This window comes from Thiocapsa sp., from assembly GCF_018399035.1.
Lineage (GTDB): Bacteria > Pseudomonadota > Gammaproteobacteria > Chromatiales > Chromatiaceae > Thiocapsa.
In genome coordinates this window covers 4,316,489-4,334,349 of the sequence record NZ_CP073760.1, presented here as the reverse complement: position 1 = coordinate 4,334,349, position 17,861 = coordinate 4,316,489, and the positions used below count along the sequence as shown (strand labels likewise).

15 protein-coding genes, 3 pseudogenes and 1 riboswitch are annotated in these 17,861 nt (G+C 62.9%); of the genes and pseudogenes, 15 read left to right on the top strand and 3 right to left on the bottom strand.

The window, feature by feature from the left end:
- Positions 1-82 precede the first annotated feature (82 nt).
- Positions 83-622, top strand: a complete 540-nt coding sequence (locus KFB96_RS19775; protein ID WP_213460708.1) for a zinc ribbon-containing protein — start codon at positions 83-85, stop codon at positions 620-622.
- Positions 623-786: 164 nt separating this feature from the next.
- Here the strand turns inward: KFB96_RS19775 and KFB96_RS19770 are convergent.
- From KFB96_RS19770 to KFB96_RS19755, 3 genes and pseudogenes are all read right to left on the bottom strand, one after another.
- Positions 787-1,724, bottom strand: a pseudogene (locus KFB96_RS19770) (ISAzo13 family transposase).
- 62 nt (positions 1,725-1,786) lie between these two features.
- Positions 1,787-1,993, bottom strand: coding sequence for a hypothetical protein (locus KFB96_RS19760; protein WP_213460704.1), 207 nt, complete (start codon positions 1,991-1,993; stop codon positions 1,787-1,789).
- Between the two features lie 188 nt (positions 1,994-2,181).
- Complete coding sequence (locus tag KFB96_RS19755; RefSeq protein WP_300970552.1) at positions 2,182-2,619, bottom strand: hypothetical protein; 438 nt, start codon at positions 2,617-2,619, stop codon at positions 2,182-2,184.
- An 886-nt stretch (positions 2,620-3,505) separates the two neighbouring features.
- On the opposite strand from KFB96_RS19755, the gene KFB96_RS19750 reads away from it, so the two are divergent.
- From KFB96_RS19750 to KFB96_RS19685, 14 genes and pseudogenes are all read left to right on the top strand, one after another.
- Entirely contained in the window at positions 3,506-4,864 is a 1,359-nt protein-coding gene (locus KFB96_RS19750; protein ID WP_213460700.1) for an ATP/GTP-binding protein, read from the top strand.
- A gap of 10 nt (positions 4,865-4,874) precedes the next feature.
- Complete coding sequence (locus tag KFB96_RS19745) at positions 4,875-5,495, top strand: RloB family protein (protein ID WP_213460698.1); 621 nt, start codon at positions 4,875-4,877, stop codon at positions 5,493-5,495.
- 382 nt (positions 5,496-5,877) lie between these two features.
- A complete protein-coding gene (locus tag KFB96_RS19740) occupies positions 5,878-6,195 on the top strand; it encodes a DUF6516 family protein (protein ID WP_366931571.1) in 318 nt (105 codons plus the stop codon).
- An 8-nt stretch (positions 6,196-6,203) separates the two neighbouring features.
- Complete coding sequence (locus KFB96_RS19735) at positions 6,204-6,545, top strand: transcriptional regulator (RefSeq protein ID WP_213460696.1); 342 nt, start codon at positions 6,204-6,206, stop codon at positions 6,543-6,545.
- Between the two features lie 75 nt (positions 6,546-6,620).
- Complete coding sequence (locus KFB96_RS19730; protein ID WP_213460694.1) at positions 6,621-7,685, top strand: DUF6584 family protein; 1,065 nt, start codon at positions 6,621-6,623, stop codon at positions 7,683-7,685.
- Between the two features lie 14 nt (positions 7,686-7,699).
- The gene (locus KFB96_RS19725; RefSeq protein ID WP_213460692.1) at positions 7,700-8,125 is read left to right on the top strand and encodes a tetratricopeptide repeat protein; all 426 of its coding nucleotides are present in this window, start codon (positions 7,700-7,702) and stop codon (positions 8,123-8,125) included.
- A gap of 288 nt (positions 8,126-8,413) precedes the next feature.
- Positions 8,414-8,932, top strand: a complete 519-nt coding sequence (locus KFB96_RS19720) for an SCP2 sterol-binding domain-containing protein (RefSeq protein WP_213460690.1) — start codon at positions 8,414-8,416, stop codon at positions 8,930-8,932.
- 189 nt (positions 8,933-9,121) lie between these two features.
- Positions 9,122-9,210, top strand: a riboswitch (glycine riboswitch).
- A gap of 410 nt (positions 9,211-9,620) precedes the next feature.
- Positions 9,621-10,711: pseudogene (gene gcvT / locus KFB96_RS19715) on the top strand (glycine cleavage system aminomethyltransferase GcvT).
- A 360-nt stretch (positions 10,712-11,071) separates the two neighbouring features.
- Positions 11,072-11,464, top strand: coding sequence for a glycine cleavage system protein GcvH (gcvH, locus tag KFB96_RS19710; RefSeq protein ID WP_213460687.1), 393 nt, complete (start codon positions 11,072-11,074; stop codon positions 11,462-11,464).
- Between the two features lie 2 nt (positions 11,465-11,466).
- Entirely contained in the window at positions 11,467-12,867 is a 1,401-nt protein-coding gene (gene gcvPA / locus KFB96_RS19705) for an aminomethyl-transferring glycine dehydrogenase subunit GcvPA (protein WP_213460685.1), read from the top strand.
- A gap of 171 nt (positions 12,868-13,038) precedes the next feature.
- Positions 13,039-13,536 (top strand): thiol peroxidase, encoded by a 498-nt coding sequence (gene tpx, locus KFB96_RS19700; RefSeq protein ID WP_213460683.1) that lies wholly within the window; start codon positions 13,039-13,041, stop codon positions 13,534-13,536.
- Positions 13,537-14,009: 473 nt separating this feature from the next.
- Positions 14,010-15,481, top strand: a pseudogene (gene gcvPB / locus KFB96_RS19695) (aminomethyl-transferring glycine dehydrogenase subunit GcvPB).
- A complete protein-coding gene (locus KFB96_RS19690; protein WP_213460679.1) occupies positions 15,474-15,845 on the top strand; it encodes a diacylglycerol kinase in 372 nt (123 codons plus the stop codon). Before gcvPB ends, KFB96_RS19690 begins: the two are co-directional and overlap by 8 nt.
- 459 nt (positions 15,846-16,304) lie before the next feature.
- A complete protein-coding gene (locus tag KFB96_RS19685; protein ID WP_213460677.1) occupies positions 16,305-17,807 on the top strand; it encodes a glycosyltransferase family 39 protein in 1,503 nt (500 codons plus the stop codon).
- The last annotated feature ends 54 nt before the right edge of the window (positions 17,808-17,861 follow it).

Genomic DNA, 17,861 nt, shown 5'->3' with positions numbered 1-17,861 from the left:
TCTCGGACGGTCTCGGAATCCACGCGTCAGGCGCCGACGCAGCGGCAAGCGCTGCCCCGCGCTCTACCCACCGGAGAGGATGATGAACGAAGAAGACAAAGGCTCGACGAAGGACAAACTGGTGGATGCCTACGAGCGGATGCTCAAGCAAACCCACGAGTCCATCGAAAAGACCCAAGAGGAGTCGGTCCCGAAGTTTCGGGAGATCCTCGACAAGGCGCGCGACAACATGGTCGAGCTCGGCGAGCTGACGCGCGAAGAGGCCGACAAGGTCTCCGACTACATCAAGCGCGACATCGAGGATGCGGCCAACTATATCGCCGAGACCGGCCAGGACATCCGCGATTGGTGGCGTTTCGACCTGCAGTTGATCGAGCAGCGCATGATGGACGCCTTTACCAAGGTCGCCGACCAGACCAGCCTGCAACTCGCCCAATGGGCCGAGGTTGCGCGCCAGATGAGCCTCTATCAGGCCGGCGAGGTCACCGGCCCGGGCACCCTGGTGTGCGATCGCTGCGGCGCCGAGACCCATTTCGTCAAGGCCGGACGGATCCCGCCCTGCGCGGACTGCGGCGGCATGAGCTTCCGCCGCCGCAGCGACGAGCCAAGCGACAAAGGCTGAATCCGGCCTCGGCGCAAGCTCGCCCCAGGACCGATTCAAAAACATCGGAGCTCGTGACATCCGCTCCGCGGTGTCACGCATGCCCCGTGGCGCTCCGCGCCACGTGCCACCATCGCCGAACCGACGAACGAGACCCGGTCCCTCAAGGCGATTTCCGTGAACTTTCATACCGAGACTGCCGGTTGGATCAGGATGTCCCATTTCGGAAGCTCCGGGTTTCGCTGCAAGCGCGCCTCGATGTCCTTCATGGCCGTCTTGGACAGTGAGATCCCTTTTTCATAGACCTGACGACTCACCTCCACGACCGGATTCAGTCCCTTCCAGGTCATGCTCTTGGCCCACTCGAGCATGGTCCGGGCGTCCACCGGGAGCGCACCGTTCCAATGCTGTTCCAGGATCCCCCGGCAGCGTTCCACCGGATTGTATTTGCTGTGATAGGGCGGGTAGTACAACAGCTGAACGGGTTTGCCGATGTGATCGGCGAACGCGACCATGCGGTTGAGAAATGGGGTGCGCCGCCCGTTGCTTTCCGGGCCGTTGTCGGCCTTGATCTGAACCAGGGTGATGCGCTCGCGCTGCTCGGGAGGTTGCTGCTCCCACCAGTCATACAGGCAGTCGACGATGAAGTCGCTGGTCTTGGCGGAGCTTCCGAAGGTCAGGTGCAGCGCGCCGGTGTCCTCGTTGACCAGACCGAACGGGGTGTCTTTCTCATGACAGCCCATGTCGTGGTCGGCGGCCTTGACCTCGCCACGGCGACAGCCGCCCCGCGAGTACTCGCCGATCATCACCGTAGCCTTGCAGTCGACGCTCAGTCGCGCGACCTGGCCACCCTCGCCGCGTTGGTCTTTGGCTCGGATAGTGTCGAAGATGGCATCGGTTTGCGGGACTTTTTTTGGGGTTTGGCCTTGAGCACCGGCCGCAGCCGGTAACCGTTGCGGTTCAGTATCTGGGCCATCGTGCTCGGCGAGGGCAGCTCGGCCTCGGCAATGCCGCGCGCGCGCAATTGCCTCAGGGCTTCCGCCGCGGTCAAACGGGTGAACGACTGCGTCGTGCGGAAGGTCGGGTCTTGTTGCGAGTGCGCATCCGCCAGCTCCCGCAGCACCGCCGCCGCCGCGGGATGTTTCTCTTCCCAAAGTTTGTCGCCGCCGAACGCCGACTGTGCGCTCAAGCAGACCACCCCGGTGCGCCGCTCATGCAGACCCAGCTCCACCCGAAGACGGCTTCGGCCTGCCGGGCGCTCCCGGCGCAATATTTCACGGCCATCGCCGCTTGGAACGCCCGTCGCTCCGCTCCGAGCATTTTCGAGGCGGCGAGTTTGAGATCCTCGCGATGCCCCGCATCCGGGGCGGTTGGATTCGGATCAGAGATCATGACAATCCGCGCGTTGCTTCAAAGCCAGTCACGACTATCTCACACAATGGTATAACTTTCCCCGTAATTCGCCTAAAGCATATCGTCTGGACTTTCCGGTCTCGGGGGCATGTGGGTGTCGCTACCCGGAAGGCAGAGCCTGTAGCCCTCCAGGTCAGTGCTTTCTCCGACGCCTGAGCCCGATCGCGCTAGGGCCGCTTGCACGGCGTCTCGTCGAGCGCTGCGCGCAGAATCTCCAGCTCCAGGGCCGCGGAAGGATGCCAGAATCCCCCGCGCGCAATGAAGCGGCTGCCGGCATCAACCACGCCTTTCTCCGCTTTCACCATTCGAGGCACCACGGGATCTATGGCCAGTTCCGCCAACGCCGCGTTCCTGCGTATGAACGCGTCGCGGTCCAACCGCCCTTCGGCATCGAACCCGAGCATTTCGTAGACGAGCCGGACGACGGCATAGGGCGCCCGATCCCGCACCTCCACGATCACCTCGGCCATCCGCACGCGCTGGCCCGCGAAGCGCTCCAGTCGGTGGCTCTTCGGGTCATCGACCATGCGGCGGAACTTCGCGCTGGCCAGTCGGTACAGGGTGTCGTCCGGTCCGAGGATGTAGATGCGGGTCGAGTAGCTCACGCTGACCTTCGTTTCAGGCCCAGGGTTCCGTCCGTAGCGTACCGCAACGGTCACCAAGGCATCCGTGCGCCGTCGCATGGGTAGACCCTACAGTCGTGTCACCACCCTCGGAGCACTCGATGCTGGTCCGGCTGGAACAGCGAGGGGCGTCCCACCCCCGGCCAGGCAAGGGGCATCGTGCTGACGATCAATCCGGAGCTGCTACCACCGCTGGAGCACCCGTTTAACTCACGCCCTTCAGCGGTTGTGGCGATACGACCACGACGGGTTGTCGCTTGGGATCTCGCGCAGCCGCCAGTTCGGCTCGCGACGCCCCACGTCCGCAGAGGGACGCCAAGATGATGCTCCGCCGCCTCTCGCCGACCGGCAGCAGTTGGCCAGGAGCCGTCTCCCATCAACCGGAAGCGAGTGACTCTTCGATCCTGTTAGCGGTCCGTCCGGCCTTGTATTGCAAGGACCGGACTCTCTTGCAGAGCGGCCACCGAGTCTACCTGGTGATCTGGATGGAGCACTATGCTCGAGTGCGTGCGCCGTTTCCCACAGGCCGACCGTCAAGGGCCGTCGAGCCATTGGTAAAAGCCTCGACAAGATTGGGACCTCTTCGGTTATGCCTTGGCCCGGCGGCACGGGATCGGCGTTGACACAAAACCAACTGAGACAGGCACTCCCCTAGGCGGCCACCATGGACGGCAACAGAGAGGCGACCTCGTCCGAGCGGCGCCACAAGCTGCGCGATGGCGGGTAGTTGGGGGACCTGCGGCGGGTGCCGTCTTGGCGGAGGGAATGAGGCGTCAGCGGCGATAGTCGGGGATCCCGTATCCGGATTCTCGAAAAAATCACGAGAAAAGCACATAATCACCTAAAATGGTCACACCTGGGACTCTTGATGCTGCTTCAATTCGCTGTCGAAAATTACGCCTGCTTTGCTGAGGAGGCCCTGTTCTCGATGGTCGCCTCTGCTGGTCCAGAGCATCCGCGGCATCTCGTACAGAGCCAGACCGGGCGCAGGCCGCGCATCCTGCGCTTGGCCGCACTCTATGGCGCCAATGCCCACGGTAAGACCAAGCTCATCGAAGCCTTAAGGTTTGCTCAGAGTCTCGTTATCCTAGGAACCAAGAGCGGTCGACGCATCCCGACCCAGCCGTACCGGCTCGATCGGCAGTCCCGTGAGAAACCCTCCCGCTTTGATTTCCTCATCGACTATGAAGGTGTCGAATACAGTTACGGGTTCGCCGTGGATGCCGTGCGTGTCCACGAGGAATGGCTCTTCGTCCGTGAAACCGCTCGCGAGGCTCGATATTTCGAGCGCGTGACCGATGCCGACAACAAGGTCACCGTCGAGATGGGCCCCAAGTTCGCCGGCAGCGACAAGAAACGCCGCCAGTTCTTGGAGTTCGTGGCTCAGGGGACGCGTCCCAATCAGCTCTTTCTGACCGAAGCTGTAGACCGTAACGTTGAGGTCCTCAAACCTCTGTTCCGCTGGTTCAAAAGCGTCCTGACGGTCGTCTCTGCGGAGGAGGCCCCTCAGCCGCTGGCTGTGCGGATCAACCGCGAAGAAGATTTCGTCGAGTTCATGGCAGACTTCCTGCGCAATGCCGGCACGGGCATCGATGGCCTGAGCAGCGAAGAAGAGCCGCTGGATTTCGAAAGACATTTTCCCGGGGTGCCGGCGGGGCTGCGCGAGGACATCGAAACGGAGCTTCTGCAAGGCGCGATCTATAGCCTGCCAGGTCCGGACGGCCAAAGCCTTACCATCTACTGCGATGATCAAGCTCGACCGACGGTCGCGCGCCTGAAGACCCGTCATATCGGGCGAGATGCGATCGAGGCCAATTTCGATTTTGAAGACGAATCCTCAGGCACCCAGCGACTGATGGAGATTCTGCCCATCCTGGCAGACGCTGCCTCCGGCGAGCGCGTTTATGTCGTTGATGAGCTCGATCGCAAGCTCCACCCCCTGCTGTCCCGTCTGTTCGTCTCTAGCTTCATTGATCGCTGCGCAGATGAGCAGCGTACCCAGCTAGTCTTTACCACGCATGACACTCACCTGATGGATTTGGAGGTCCTGCGCCGCGACGAAATCTGGTTCTTCGAGAAAGACCGATATGGCTCCTCTCGTCTCTACTCCATGAATGCACTCAAGGTGCGTCCCGATCTCAAGCTCGAGAAAAGCTACCTCAACGGCCGATTCGGAGGAGTTCCTCTCATCCGCGAGCCCGCCGTCAGTTTAGACGTGCCCTGCTGAGTTTCTGCCCGTGGCACTCACTCGGCGCAGGCGTCGCCCGCTCGACCGCAGCCAGGAGCACCTGCGCGATACCCAGCTTGTCATCATTGCCGCCGAGGGGCGGCAGACCGAGCATGACTATTTCGCCATGTTTCGCAGCACCCGTATCCAAGTGAAAGTCCTGTCGGCGGATGATCAAAACCGATCGGCACCGGAATATGTCCTGGAGCGCCTTCGCGCATTTCGCGAGAGATATCAGCTGGGCGCCGGCGACAGCCTATGGCTCATGCTGGACGTGGATCGCTGGGGGAGCGGGAAGCTTGCGGCTGTTGCGAGAGAAGCCAAGAGCGTGGGCTTTGGGCTCGCGATCAGCAATCCCTGCTTCGAAGTGTGGCTGCTCTATCACTTGACTGCTGATATCCGCGATACCAACCGCTGCAGGGACATCGAGCAGGAACTGCGCCGGGCCACGGGCCACGGCTACAACAAGAGCAAGCTCAAGCCGGAACGGTTTGAGCCGCATCTGCGAGCCGCACTCGAGCGTGCGGAAGCCAAAGATCCATCGCCTCGTGGTCGCTGGCCAGACAGGCTCGGAAGCCATGTCTATCGGGTGATTCGCTCGCTTCCGGAAGAGGCACTTCCGGTTGATTGACGCTTGATGTCCGCGTCTACCTCTGACCGACCCAAACGAATAGGGGGAGCTGCCCCCTCGACTTGTCCGCTTCAGGTTCCATAATCGCCATCGCGAATCCAAGTCGGACAGCCTCATAGTCTGACTTCGCTGACTACGTGCTCGCTCCGGGAACGAGTGCCGGCTAACCGCTACGAATCGAGTGTCCTTCTTTGTTGGCGGTTCGCCGTTTTTCAGGGGCGTCAGTGACCGCAATGTGGCATTCAGGGGACGCTGGTGCGAGTCCCATGACAGACCGCTCCTGGGGCGGAGCGACAAGTCCGTGACCCAAGTCGGGCGACTGAACGACGCACATTGCCGACACTGACAGACGGCCGAAAGCGGTGATAAGGTTTTTGCTCTCATCAACGTTGACAACGCCCAAGGTTGTTGTCATGGTTACAACACGCCAGCTGCCCTGCTCCTGAGATCGCGCGTCAAGCTGAGCGACAACCGCTTTGCGGATATTGTGATCTGGCAGCTCCCCGAACCCGCGCCCGGCAGTCGACATTCCTTCAAGTACCGTTTGGCCTTCGTGATCGATGAGGTCTGTGTACTTCGCTACGACAACGAGAGCGGCAAGGGAGACCACAAGCACGTGGGCGCTCGTGAAGTCTCTTATGCCTTCACGACACTCGATCAATTGGTCGATGATTTCTGGGCCGACGTCGCCCGACTGTGAGGCACCCCATGACCACTGTGACGATCGAAGTCGCCGACATCGAAACCACCAAGCGGCGCACCAAAGGTGCTTTTCACGGCGAGCCGCAAGGCTGTTTCATCACGTTTCCGAGCTACGAGGATCTCTGGGCGACGTTGACAGGCAACCGTTGGGGGATTCTCAAAGTGATGACGGGGGCCGGACCGCTCGGGGTACGAGAACTCGCGCGGCGCGTCGGGCGCGATGTCAAAGGCGTGCATACGGATGCTCAGGCACTTGTGGTCTGTGGTGTGCTCGACAAGACCGATGACGGCAAACTGGTGTTTCCTTATGACGAGGTGCGCATGGAGATCGTGCTGAAAGCGGCGTAGGACGCGCCGGCTGGTTGTAACCCGGTTGCTGCGGCACAGGCCTAAGCGGCGCCCTGCTTTGAACTGGAATCCCGCATGCCGAAGAAACCCAGCAAGACCAAGCCCGGCCGACCACAACCCGAAGCCGCCCAACTGAAGGCGATCGAGCGCCTGATCGAAGCAGGCGAGTACACCAAAGCGGTCCAACGGCTCAAGCCGCTGGTTCACCGATGTCCTGATCATGCCGGACTCAGACGCCTTCTGGTCGAGGCATTGGAGCGCAGCGAGGGGATCCGTGCGGCGGGGCTTGCCGCGTTCGAATGGGCCGAGCGTCGACCCAACAGTGTCCAGGCCCAGGGGGCGCTGCTCGCCTTTGCATCACGACTGGGGCATGTCCTGCTGGCGGATCGCGCGGCGCGGCATTTGCGCGCATTGGGGATGGTGACGCCGGGTTTTCCGGTGACACCCGACCTGCGTGCGGACCTGCTCTCGATGCCGGACGGAACCGCGGCAACGGTCGAGCAGATCGAACGGTTCGACATCGGAAAACTCTATCTGGACGCACAGGATTTCGCCGGTGCGATCGCGCGTCTCGACGGCCTGGAGATCCTCTCTGCACGCAACAACAGGGCCATGGCGCTGTTTCATCTCGGTCGAATCGATGAGGCGTTGGCCGGTTTCATGGCCGCTTGGGAGGCGGATACGGACAACCTGTTCGCCCTCGGCTGGGCTGTGCGCCTGCGCCTGTATCGGGGCGACGAGGTGGGGGCGCAGGGTCTGACGATTCCCTTGGCGGGGGCAACCGCCAGGCGTCTGGACGACGCCTTGCTCCAGCTCGATGCCCTGCTGTTGCTTCGGCAGGACGCGGTCGCCCGGGATGTCTTTACACGCAACACGCAATGCGACTGGTTCGAGATCGGTGAGGGCTACTCGCGTGCGCTGCTGCACCACTTCGCGGCTTGCGCCGCGAGTCGGTTGGGCAGAGTGTCGGACGCACTGGGCCTGTGGCGCGAGGCGCTGGCGCTGACGCCGGATTTCAAACTTGCGCTTCACAACAGCGCCGGTCTCGAACGGGACCATCAGACGTTCGCGTATCCATCGGTCTTCGATCTCGCGCGGGCGCTCCCGCTCACCTGGCACGCGTTCCCGACCATGCTGTAGCCAAGGGCAATCTGGTGGCGATTCGTTCCGCCCAAGGGCGACACCAGGAGGCGGAGCAACTGTTGCGGGAGGTTGTTGCAGACCATCCGGACTACCTCTGTGCACGCTGCAATCTGGCCAATCTGGTGATCCTGGATGGCAAGCTGGATCAGGCTGACGAGTTGCTCAAAGGGTTAGCGGCTCGCCAACGGATCCACATCCATGATCTTTTCATCCTCTACGGATCAATGGCCTTGCTGAACCGCGCGCGCGGGGAACGGGAGGTTGCCGACGCGCTGATCGCCAGCCTCGAACGGATGGTCCAGAACGAGGATGACGCGCGTCAGCTGAAATTTGCCAAGAATCTGCAGAGATCGATTGGGCGTGGGGCGAGTGTCGCGAAGGCCATCTCTGCCCTGGCGCGGCTGGCTCGGAATCCGAAAAGGGGGCAGACCAGATAGCTTCCGTCCGGGCGCGGTCGTTTTGCGCGTCGGTCTGGCCGGCAAGAACTGTCTACGTAGGTCACCAAAGACATCTTCCCCACAGCGTCAAAGTTCCAGCGACCGCTCCGTGCTCTGGACCGGGCGCTCGTTGCATCGGTGCCAGAGACCGGAACTTAGGCTCGATCGGCTCGTCGCCCTGCAGTTGCATCACCGGCCCCGCGCCGACTAGCATCGAAGCGCTCGAACGACAAGACAAACAGCGGACACAGGCGTTGCCCGCAAATAACACCAGACGAGGACACCATCATGATTCGCCGCATCGCGCTCGCCCTCCCGGCTCTCGCCCTGACCGTCTCCGCCAGCGCTCAGGCCGCCACCTTCATGGACGCCGATTGGGCGGCCTCCGCCTGTCAAGCCTGGAACGGCGCCGGCGCGCTCACCGCCGGTCTGGCCGGCGAAAACTGGGCGGCGAACAACGCCGGTCGCGGACACAAGGTCATCCAGCTCTATCGCACCCAGTGCGGCGAGGGCAGCCGTGTAGAGCTGCAGATCAGCGACAAGGACGGCAAGGCCCTGTGCACCTACGGCGGCGCGGTGAAGACCACGACGCTCGACCCCGAGGTCGATTACCTGATGAATGCAACCGACGAGGACTGGGCCTGCATGGGCGAAGGCCGCTTCGGCTGCGGTGCGATGGGCGCGATGACGACCGGCAAACTCAAGTTCAAAGGACCCAAGATGGAGGCCATGGGCGTCATGGGTCCGTTCGATACCTTCCTGCAGTTGACCGGCAAGGTCGCGGGCGATAAGAGCGCCTGCCCGTAGGCGGAGGCGGGTTGATGGGGGCGATTCAGGCGATTTCCGGAAATCTCCATACCCGCAGGTTGTGCTGACGATAGGAAGCACAACTTGCGCCGACGGTTGGTTGTGCCTCGCACGGCTCGGCACAACCTACGGCCCGCAACCGTGATCGCTGGAAATCCGAGCGAACCGCGCTTATAGTCCCGTTTCGCGTCAAGTCCCGCGGGAGAGTCCGGCCTCGGCCGGCGCCGAAGGCGCAACACTGCCCGGAATCGCTCAGGCAAAAGGACCGCGGGAATAACGACCGACTCTGGAGAGCGGTCCGGACTGTACCGACAGTCGGGACCCACCGAAGGGGCAGCAGCGACCGACGCGTTCGGCCGCCTGCAAACTCTCAGGTCTGGGACAGAGGGGCGGTGTCGAGGATCCGGGTGGATCCCGAAGGATCGTGCCTGCACGAGCCTGGAACGCGCCGCGCGCCTGCTCCGTCGCCCCCGCATCCGGGGTCGCGCCCTCGAGCGCATTCGCATTCCGGCTCGCCGTCCTGTATCGGACGGTCGACCCGCACGCGGCCTGCGCGCATCACCCGTTTCCTTCGCCCTTTGTATCGAGCGCACCTGCGCCCGATATTGACCCCGGTCGACGCCTCGCGAGCGGTGACGACTCAACAGGCCAGCCCGCCGGGCGAGCCACCAGGCGAACGGAGAGTCGGATGGGATTGCGCACCCCCTTGTTTTCGGAGCACGAGCGTCTCGGCGCCCGGATCGTCCCCTTCGGCGGATGGGACATGCCGCTGCACTACGGCTCACAGATCGAAGAGCATCACGCGGTGCGCCGCGCCGCCGGGATGTTCGACGTCTCCCACATGCGCCCGGTCGACATCGAAGGCCCGGATGCCCTGCCCTTTCTGCGACATCTGCTCGCCAACGATGCCGCCAAACTGACCGCGCCGGGCAAGGCGCTCTACGCCTGCATGCTCAACCCGCAGGGTGGCGTGGTCGACGATCTCATCCTCTATTTTCGCGGACCCGAGCGGTATCGCGCGGTGCTCAACGCAGGCACTGCCGAGAAAGACATCGCCTGGATGCAGGCACAGGCCGGCGGACGTCAGGTCGACATCCGAAGCCGCGGCGACCTCGCCATGATCGCCGTGCAGGGACCGGATGCGCGTGCCCGCGTCGAGCCGCTGCTGCCCGACGGGCTGCGCGCCTCGGCGATGCAGGTCGGACCCTTCTTCGCGGCCGAGGACGCGCACTGGTTTGTCGGGCGCACCGGTTACACCGGAGAGGACGGCTTCGAGATCATGCTGCCGAGCGCGGAGGCCGCGGCACTCTGGCGCGCGCTCGTCGCGGCGGATGTGCGCCCCTGCGGCCTCGGTGCCCGGGATACGCTGCGCCTGGAGGCCGGCATGAACCTCTACGGCCAAGATATGGACGAGACGGTCGGCCCGCTCGATGCCGGCCTCGGCTGGACCATCGCCCGGAGCCGCAGGAGCGCGACTTCATCGGTCGCGAGGCCCTGACCGCTCGGCGTGTTCATCCCGAGCGGCGCGACTTCGTCGGTCTGCTCTTGACCGGCCGCGGCGTCCTGCGCCCTCACCAGAGCGTCCTCGCGGACGGCCGGGCGGTCGGCGAGGTCACCTCGGGCGGCTTCTCGCCGACCCTGGAGCGCTCGATCGCGTTCGCGCGGGTCGAGCCCGGCACACCCGCGGAGTGCGCGGTCGACATCCGCGGCAAACCCGTGAGCGCACGTATCGTCAAACCGCCGTTCGTGCGGCAAGGCCGGATCTGCATCGACCTCTGACCCCTGTGGTCAGGGTGAAACCGCACCGGGCGCGGCTTAAGGTGATTTCCGGGAAAGCATCGACCAACATGTAGGGGCGACTTTAGTCGCCCGGTAAGCATTGGCAACACGCACGGCCGGGATGATCATTCCCGGAAATCGCCTAAGCGTTTGAGCTGTGAGGATGGGTTTCGCTACGCTCTACCCATCCTACATGTCTCGATTGTTTTTGAATCGTTCTTAAACCGCGCCGGCTCCAGCGGCTCTGAAATCCGCCGGGGCCGATCCCATCCAAAAACATCGCATACCGCACTGGGCGCGGTTTAGATCGCAACGGCGCGAAGAGCGCACAGACAACCCGTCGATTGATCGGAGAGAACCATGAGCGACGCCCCTGCTGACCTGAGATACACCAAAAGCCACGAGTGGATCAGAGACAACGGCGACGGTACCGTCACCGTCGGCATCACCGATCACGCCCAAGAGGCGCTCGGCGACATCGTCTTCGTCGAGATCCCGGATCAAGGGCGCGAAGTCGACGCCGAGGAAGCCTGCGCCGTGGTCGAGTCGGTGAAGGCCGCCTCCGATATCTATTCACCCCTCGCCGGCGAGGTCATCGAGTCGAACGCGCTTCTGAACGACAGCCCGGAGGCGATCAACAACAGCCCCTTCGACGAAGGCTGGATCTTCCGCCTCGCCCCGAACGACATGGCTGCGCTCTCCGGACTCCTGGATGCGGCAGCCTATCAACAGGTCGTTGACGACGAGACCTAAATATGCCCTTTGTACCCCACACCCCCGACGACATCGCCGCGATGCTCGACACCGTCGGCGTCGCCTCCATCGATGATCTCTTCGACGAGATCCCGGCCGAGCTTCAGATCGGGGAGCTGGCGGCCATCCCCACCGGCATGGCCGAGATGGACATCGGCCGACTGATGCAGTCGCGCGCGCGCGCCGACGGGCAGCCACTCTGCTTCATCGGCGCCGGCGCCTACGATCATCACATCCCGGCCGCCGTCTGGCAGATCGCCACCCGCGGGGAGTTCTACAGCGCCTACACGCCCTATCAGGCGGAGGCCAGCCAGGGCACCCTGCAGCTGCTCTACGAGTTCCAGTCCATGATGGTCGCCCTAACCGGACTGGCCGTCTCCAATGCCTCGCTCTACGACGGCGCGTCCGGCTTGGCGGAAGCGGTCTTGATGGCGGTGCGCGCGAACCGCAAGGTCAAGTCCGAGAAGGTCCTCGTGCCGCGCTCCCTGCACCCGGCCTATCGGCGCACCCTGCGCAGCATCGTCTCCACCCAGGGCATCGAGCTGGTCGAGGTGCCGTTCGACCCGCGTGGCGGACACACCGCGATCGAGGCCCTGGATGCGCTGGCGGAACACGGCCCCTACGCCGCGCTCGTGGTCAATCAGCCCAACTTTTTCGGCGTGCTCGAAGACGTCGACGCGCTCACCGACTGGGCCCATGCCCGCGACACGCTGGTCATCGGGGTCGTCAACCCGGTCGCGCTCGCCCTGCTCTCCCCGCCCGGAGACTGGGGCAGCACCGGCGCGGATATCGCCTGCGGCGAGGCGCAGCCGTTGGGCATGCCGCTCGCCTCCGGCGGACCCTATGCCGGGTTCCTCTGCTGTCGTCAGGAATTCGTGCGCCAACTGCCCGGGCGCATCGTCGGCCGCACGCTCGATCTGGACGGCAAGCCCGGCTTCACCCTCACCCTGCAGGCCCGCGAGCAGCACATCCGGCGCAACAAGGCGACATCCAACATCTGCACCAATCAAGGGTTGCTGGTCACCGCCGCGACCATCCACATGACCCTGCTGGGCGCCGAGGGGTTGGAGCGTGTCGCCGCGGCCTGTCATGCCAATACCCGACGGCTCGCCGAGCTGCTGTGCGCAGTCCCGGGCGTGGCGCCCCTGTTCGATCGACCGGTCTTCCACGAGCAGGCGCTGCGCCTGCCTGCACCCGCGGCCGACGTCCTCCGCTCGCTGGCTTCACACAACATCCTGGGCGGATGCGACCTCGGCGCGGAGTATCCCAAGCTCGATCCCGCGGTCCTGGTCTGCGCGACCGAGCTGAGAACGGAGGAAGAGATGCAGTCCTATGCAAGCAACCTCGGGCGTATCATCTCCGCCCGAACACAGGTGCCTTGCCCCGTGGCGCCCGAAGTTTAGCGGCGCTTGCGTTGACCCTGTGGGTCGGGCCGGGCGAGCGTCAGCGACGGCTCGAAAACGAAAGTGTACAGATGCGTGAACGCCATCCGCCGTAGGTTGGGCAAAGCGCAGCGTGCCCAACCCGCGCCGACGCGGATGCAACATCCAACCACCAACGATCGGAACACACTCATGGCTCAAACAGCACTGCAAGGCAACCCCGTCCAGCTCGCCGGCGACCTGCCCGCCGTCGGCAGCACCGCGCCCGACTTCAAGCTGGTCGACAAGGATCTCGGCGACAAGACATTGGCCGATTTCGCCGGCAAGAAGAAGCTGCTCAACATCGTTCCCAGCCTAGACACGCCGGTCTGCGCGACCTCGACCAAGCACTTCAACACGGCAATGGCCGGCAAACCCGCTGCCGTCGCCCTGGTGATCTCGGCCGACCTGCCCTTCGCGATGGGCCGTTTCTGCGGGGCCGAAGGCATCGAGAACGTCGTCGCGCTCTCCATGATGCGCTCGCGCAGCTTCGCGAAGGACTACGGCGTGCTCATCGAGGACGGTCCGCTCGCCGGCATCACCGCCCGCGCCGTCGTGGTCCTGGATGCCGACAACAAGGTCATCTACACCCAACTCGTGCCCGACATCACCCAAGAGCCCGATTACGACGCGGCCTTGGCTGCACTCTGAGGCGCGTTCTTTCCGACTCGAATGAAACCGCGCCCTGTGCGGTATGCGATGTTTTTGGATGGGATCGGCCCCGGCAGTTTTGACGACCGCTGGAGTCGGCGCGGTTTAAGATATTTAATATATTATTTTAAACCGCGTCCCCGCTAAGGGCCGTGGATGCACCAAACGTCGAGCCCACTCGAAAGTGAGCATCTCGCTCTGGGCGCGGTTTACCTCTCACGGAGACGTGGAGGGCACGGAGAATCCGAGATCCGTTCTGAATACGGCTCGTGTCTCCAGGTCTCCGTGAGAGATTTTGAAACGGATCAGTGCTAAACCGCGCCAGCTCCGACAGTTGTCGGAGCTGGCGCGGCCAAGCGAATCCAACAAACGACGCATACCGCACCCGGCGCGGTTTAAGCCCGACGCCGTCGCGCATTGCGCCGTTGCGCCTTCGCGGTTCCGACTCGATCCACTCACCGAAGCCGACTGCCATGCTGATACATGAACGCTCCAGACCCGGACGCCGCGCCACCGCGCAGGCACCGCTCGCCATGCCCGAGGTCACCGACATTCCGGCGGCGCTGCGGCGTCGGAGCCGACCCGTCCTGCCGGAGGTCTCCGAGCTTCAGGCGGTCCGCCACTACACACGGCTGTCGCAGAAGAACTTCTCGATCGACACCCATTTCTACCCGTTGGGCTCCTGTACGATGAAGTACAACCCACGGGCCTGCAACACGCTGGCGATGCTGCCCGGATTCCTGGCGCGGCATCCGCTGGCACCCGAGTCCCACAGCCAAGGCTTCATGGCCTGCCTTTACGAGCTGCAGGAGATGCTCAAAGAGGTCACCGGGATGCACGCGGTCTCACTGGCCCCCGCCGCCGGAGCCCAAGGCGAGCTGGCCGGTGTGGCCATGATCCGCGCCTACCATCTGGCCCGCGGCGATATCGCCCGCACCGAGATCCTGGTCCCCGACGCGGCACACGGCACCAACCCGGCCTCCGCCGTCATGTGCGGCTTCAAGGTCCGCGAGATCCCGACCGGACCCGACGGCGACGTCGACCTTGCCGCGCTCGAGCAGGCCGTCGGGCCGCAGACCGCCGGCATCATGCTGACCAACCCGAGCACGGTCGGCGTGTTCGACCGCAACATCCAGGCGATCGCCGCGCGTGTCCATACGGCCGGCGGACTGCTCTACTACGACGGGGCCAATCTCAACGCCATCCTCGGCAAGGTGCGTCCGGGCGACATGGGCTTCGACGTCATCCACATGAACCTGCACAAGACCTTCTCCACACCCCACGGCGGGGCGGTCCGGGTGCCGGACCGGTGGGTGTCTCGGCACGCCTGGAACCCTACCTGCCGGTCCCGCTGGTCGCCTTCGACGGGGAGGAGTACCACTGGCTGGCCGAGCCCGAGCGCCCCGAGAGCATCGGGCGCCTCACCGCGTTCGGCGGCAACATGGGCATCCTGCTGCGCGCCTACATTTACGCGCGACTGCTGGGGCGCGAAGGGATGCGCCGCGTCTCCGAGTTCGCGACCCTGAACGCCAACTATCTGATGACTCGGCTCAAGGCGGCGGGCTTCGATGCCGCCTACCCGCAACGTCGCGCCAGCCACGAGTTCATCATCACGCTCAGGCGCGAGGCGAAGGAGCTGGACGTCAATGCGATGGATTTCGCCAAGCGTCTGCTGGACTACGGCTATCACGCCCCGACCACCTACTTCCCGCTCCTGGTGCCCGAATGTCTGCTGATCGAGCCGACCGAGAGCGAGAGCAAGGAGGATCTCGACGGCTTCGTCGCGGCCATGATCGCGATCCGGGAAGAGGCACAAACCAATCCCGAGTTGGTCAAAACCGCTCCACACACCATGCCGGTACGCCGACTCGACGACGTGCGGGCCGCTCGTAACCTGGATCTCGCCTGGAATCCGCAAGAACACCACAAGGACATGCATGGCTAATCAGAATGCCAAGGGGTGGCGCCGCGTCATCTACGCCTTCGGATACTCGATGAAGGGTTTCAAGGCCTGTTTCGAACTGGAAGAGGCCTTCCGTCAGGAGGTCTTCCTGCTGATTCCGCTCATCCCGCTCGGCCTCTGGCTCGGCCACTCCGCGGTCGAGCGCGCCTTGCTCGTCGGTAGCCTGCTCATCGTGCCCATCGTGGAATTGCTGAATTCGGCGATCGAGGCGAACGTCGATCGGGTCGGCATGGAACGCAACGAGCTCTCGGCGCGCGCGAAGGACATCGCTTCGGCTGCGGTCTTCTCGAGCATCGTGTTTGCCGTTGTGGTTTGGGGGCTGATCCTGATTCCGAAGTGGATTTGACGGCCTCGATCATCTTTCGGCCACATCGGCCGTTACCAGGTCGCCGCCCGCGACCGCTCGGGTACGCCGGATTCATCCGGCACCCCGGGGGACGGGCGACTTCAGTCGCCCGAGCGCGCCCGCGCGGCGGACTGAAGTCCGTCTCCCCCGGGTGCCGACTGAAGTCGGCGCACCAGGGGCGTGCGGCCGAATTTTAGCGTCCCGTTGGGAAACCCAAGATGCCTCGACGAAACGATAACCAAAGCCAATTTGACGGCCGTTCGGCCGGAATGCTTCGAACCGAAAACCGGGTGCACTCGAAGCGCGTTCATTTCGCGCAACGCCACCGGTGTAAAACGAATACATGACCGCTGGCTGTTCTTCACCCACCCCGGCCGCGCCCCCGATCGCTGAACCTGTTTTTCCAACCAACGCTACGGCCATCCCGTCAGTAGCGCGCAAGGGGTTAGATCACACGCCATGACGATATCGCTGACCTCAGCCAACAGCCACGCCGATTCAAAATGGATCCCGTTTTGGCTTTTTCTGGTCGCTTTTTCGCTACGACTCGTCGTTCTTCTTTTTACCATCGATGTCCCGGGCGACGGACCGACTCGCGCCATTCAAGCGTTTCAATGGTTCCACGCACCTTCGATAATGATCTCCGGGGTTTGGCTTCCCGGGAACACCTATCTTCATGGCCTATTTTACGTTCTCTTGGATGATCCGACCGTTACATCGAGACTCGTCAATCTGTTGATCGGATCTCTTACCGTCGTCATCCTGTATTTTCTTGTTCTCAAGGTCTTCGACCCCCTCACCGCCCTGCTGACTGGGATTGTCCTCACACTCCTCCCGATTCACATCGGGCTTAGCGCGACCTCACTCACCGAGCCAACGTTCCTGTTCGAGGTCCTGACCGGAAGCCTGTTTCTGGTTTCCGCGGCAAACACCAGGAGCAACACCCGCTATCTTCTCCTGACCGCAGCTGTGCTCGTCCTCGCGTTATCGGTCATGACCCGTTACGAGGGGTGGGTCCTCGCGCCGATCTTCGTCGCGTATTATTACGCCAAGACCCGCAGCCGCACCGAGTCCATCTTGGTTCTCTGTGGACTTCTCCTGTACCCACTGATCTGGACCTACGGCAACTATCTGCATACCGGAGATCCTTTCCTCGGCTTCAGTCAGGCCAAGGGCTGGTATCACGGCGTCAAGCCCGTCGGAGCGATTGAAGCCGCTCAAATTATCAGCGAAAAATCCACGAAACACCTAGGCTACGGCATAGCGATTGCTGTTATCGTCGGCCTCATTCTTCTCCTCTCAGACATCGCGCGCCGTCGATTCTCGCTGGAAAAAGCATTTTACCTGCTCTTGTTTGCGGTCTACTCGACCATTATGTATCGTTTCACGCTCGATCGCGGATGGGACCTATGGGACCGATATCTTCTATTTGGTTTCGTGTTGGCACTTCCGCTCGCCGTTTCGCCGTTTGCACGCCTGACCGTCAGCTGGCAACCTCGCTGGCGAAACGTACTTGTCGTTCTTGTTTTGCTTTTCCCAATGCTCTACAAGCCTAAGCTCTACGATACGCTCGACCATCTCTACAACGACTTTTATGTCACGCTTTGGAGACCGAACGAAATCACGCAGATCTCATCTTGGCTGCAAGAAGGCCCATACCGCGATTACGTCATACTTTTGACAGAGATCGAAGGACAATCTTGGTATCTTCCTACGTATGTGGCTCGCCCCGAGCTACAACATTGCGTTTTCGCCTATTATGCCGAGGATCAATATGTCCGATCGTGTTTGGATGCGGGCGACCACGTCCTGTTTGTGACCAGCGATCAGGATCGAGACGTGCAGAGCCGAATCGAAGGCCTGATCGGCGCTTTCATCGAAGACCATATGCTCGTGCATACCGAAGGAGACATCAGGGTCTACGACATCAGTCGAATCCCTCAAACCCATACGAGCGATTGAGAGCGACTTCTTTATTTCGGCTGAACCGGGCGTGGACCATCGCTTCGGACAACA

Coding starts and splice junctions, on each gene's coding strand:
- KFB96_RS19775 (WP_213460708.1), top strand. CDS start 83: ATGAACGAAGAAGACAAAGGCTCGACGAAGGACAAACTGGTGGATGCC.
- KFB96_RS19760 (WP_213460704.1), bottom strand. CDS start 1,993: ATGATCTCTGATCCGAATCCAACCGCCCCGGATGCGGGGCATCGCGAG.
- KFB96_RS19750 (WP_213460700.1), top strand. CDS start 3,506: ATGCTGCTTCAATTCGCTGTCGAAAATTACGCCTGCTTTGCTGAGGAG.
- KFB96_RS19735 (WP_213460696.1), top strand. CDS start 6,204: ATGACCACTGTGACGATCGAAGTCGCCGACATCGAAACCACCAAGCGG.
- KFB96_RS19730 (WP_213460694.1), top strand. CDS start 6,621: ATGCCGAAGAAACCCAGCAAGACCAAGCCCGGCCGACCACAACCCGAA.
- KFB96_RS19720 (WP_213460690.1), top strand. CDS start 8,414: ATGATTCGCCGCATCGCGCTCGCCCTCCCGGCTCTCGCCCTGACCGTC.
- gcvH (WP_213460687.1), top strand. CDS start 11,072: ATGAGCGACGCCCCTGCTGACCTGAGATACACCAAAAGCCACGAGTGG.
- gcvPA (WP_213460685.1), top strand. CDS start 11,467: ATGCCCTTTGTACCCCACACCCCCGACGACATCGCCGCGATGCTCGAC.
- tpx (WP_213460683.1), top strand. CDS start 13,039: ATGGCTCAAACAGCACTGCAAGGCAACCCCGTCCAGCTCGCCGGCGAC.
- KFB96_RS19690 (WP_213460679.1), top strand. CDS start 15,474: ATGGCTAATCAGAATGCCAAGGGGTGGCGCCGCGTCATCTACGCCTTC.
- KFB96_RS19685 (WP_213460677.1), top strand. CDS start 16,305: ATGACGATATCGCTGACCTCAGCCAACAGCCACGCCGATTCAAAATGG.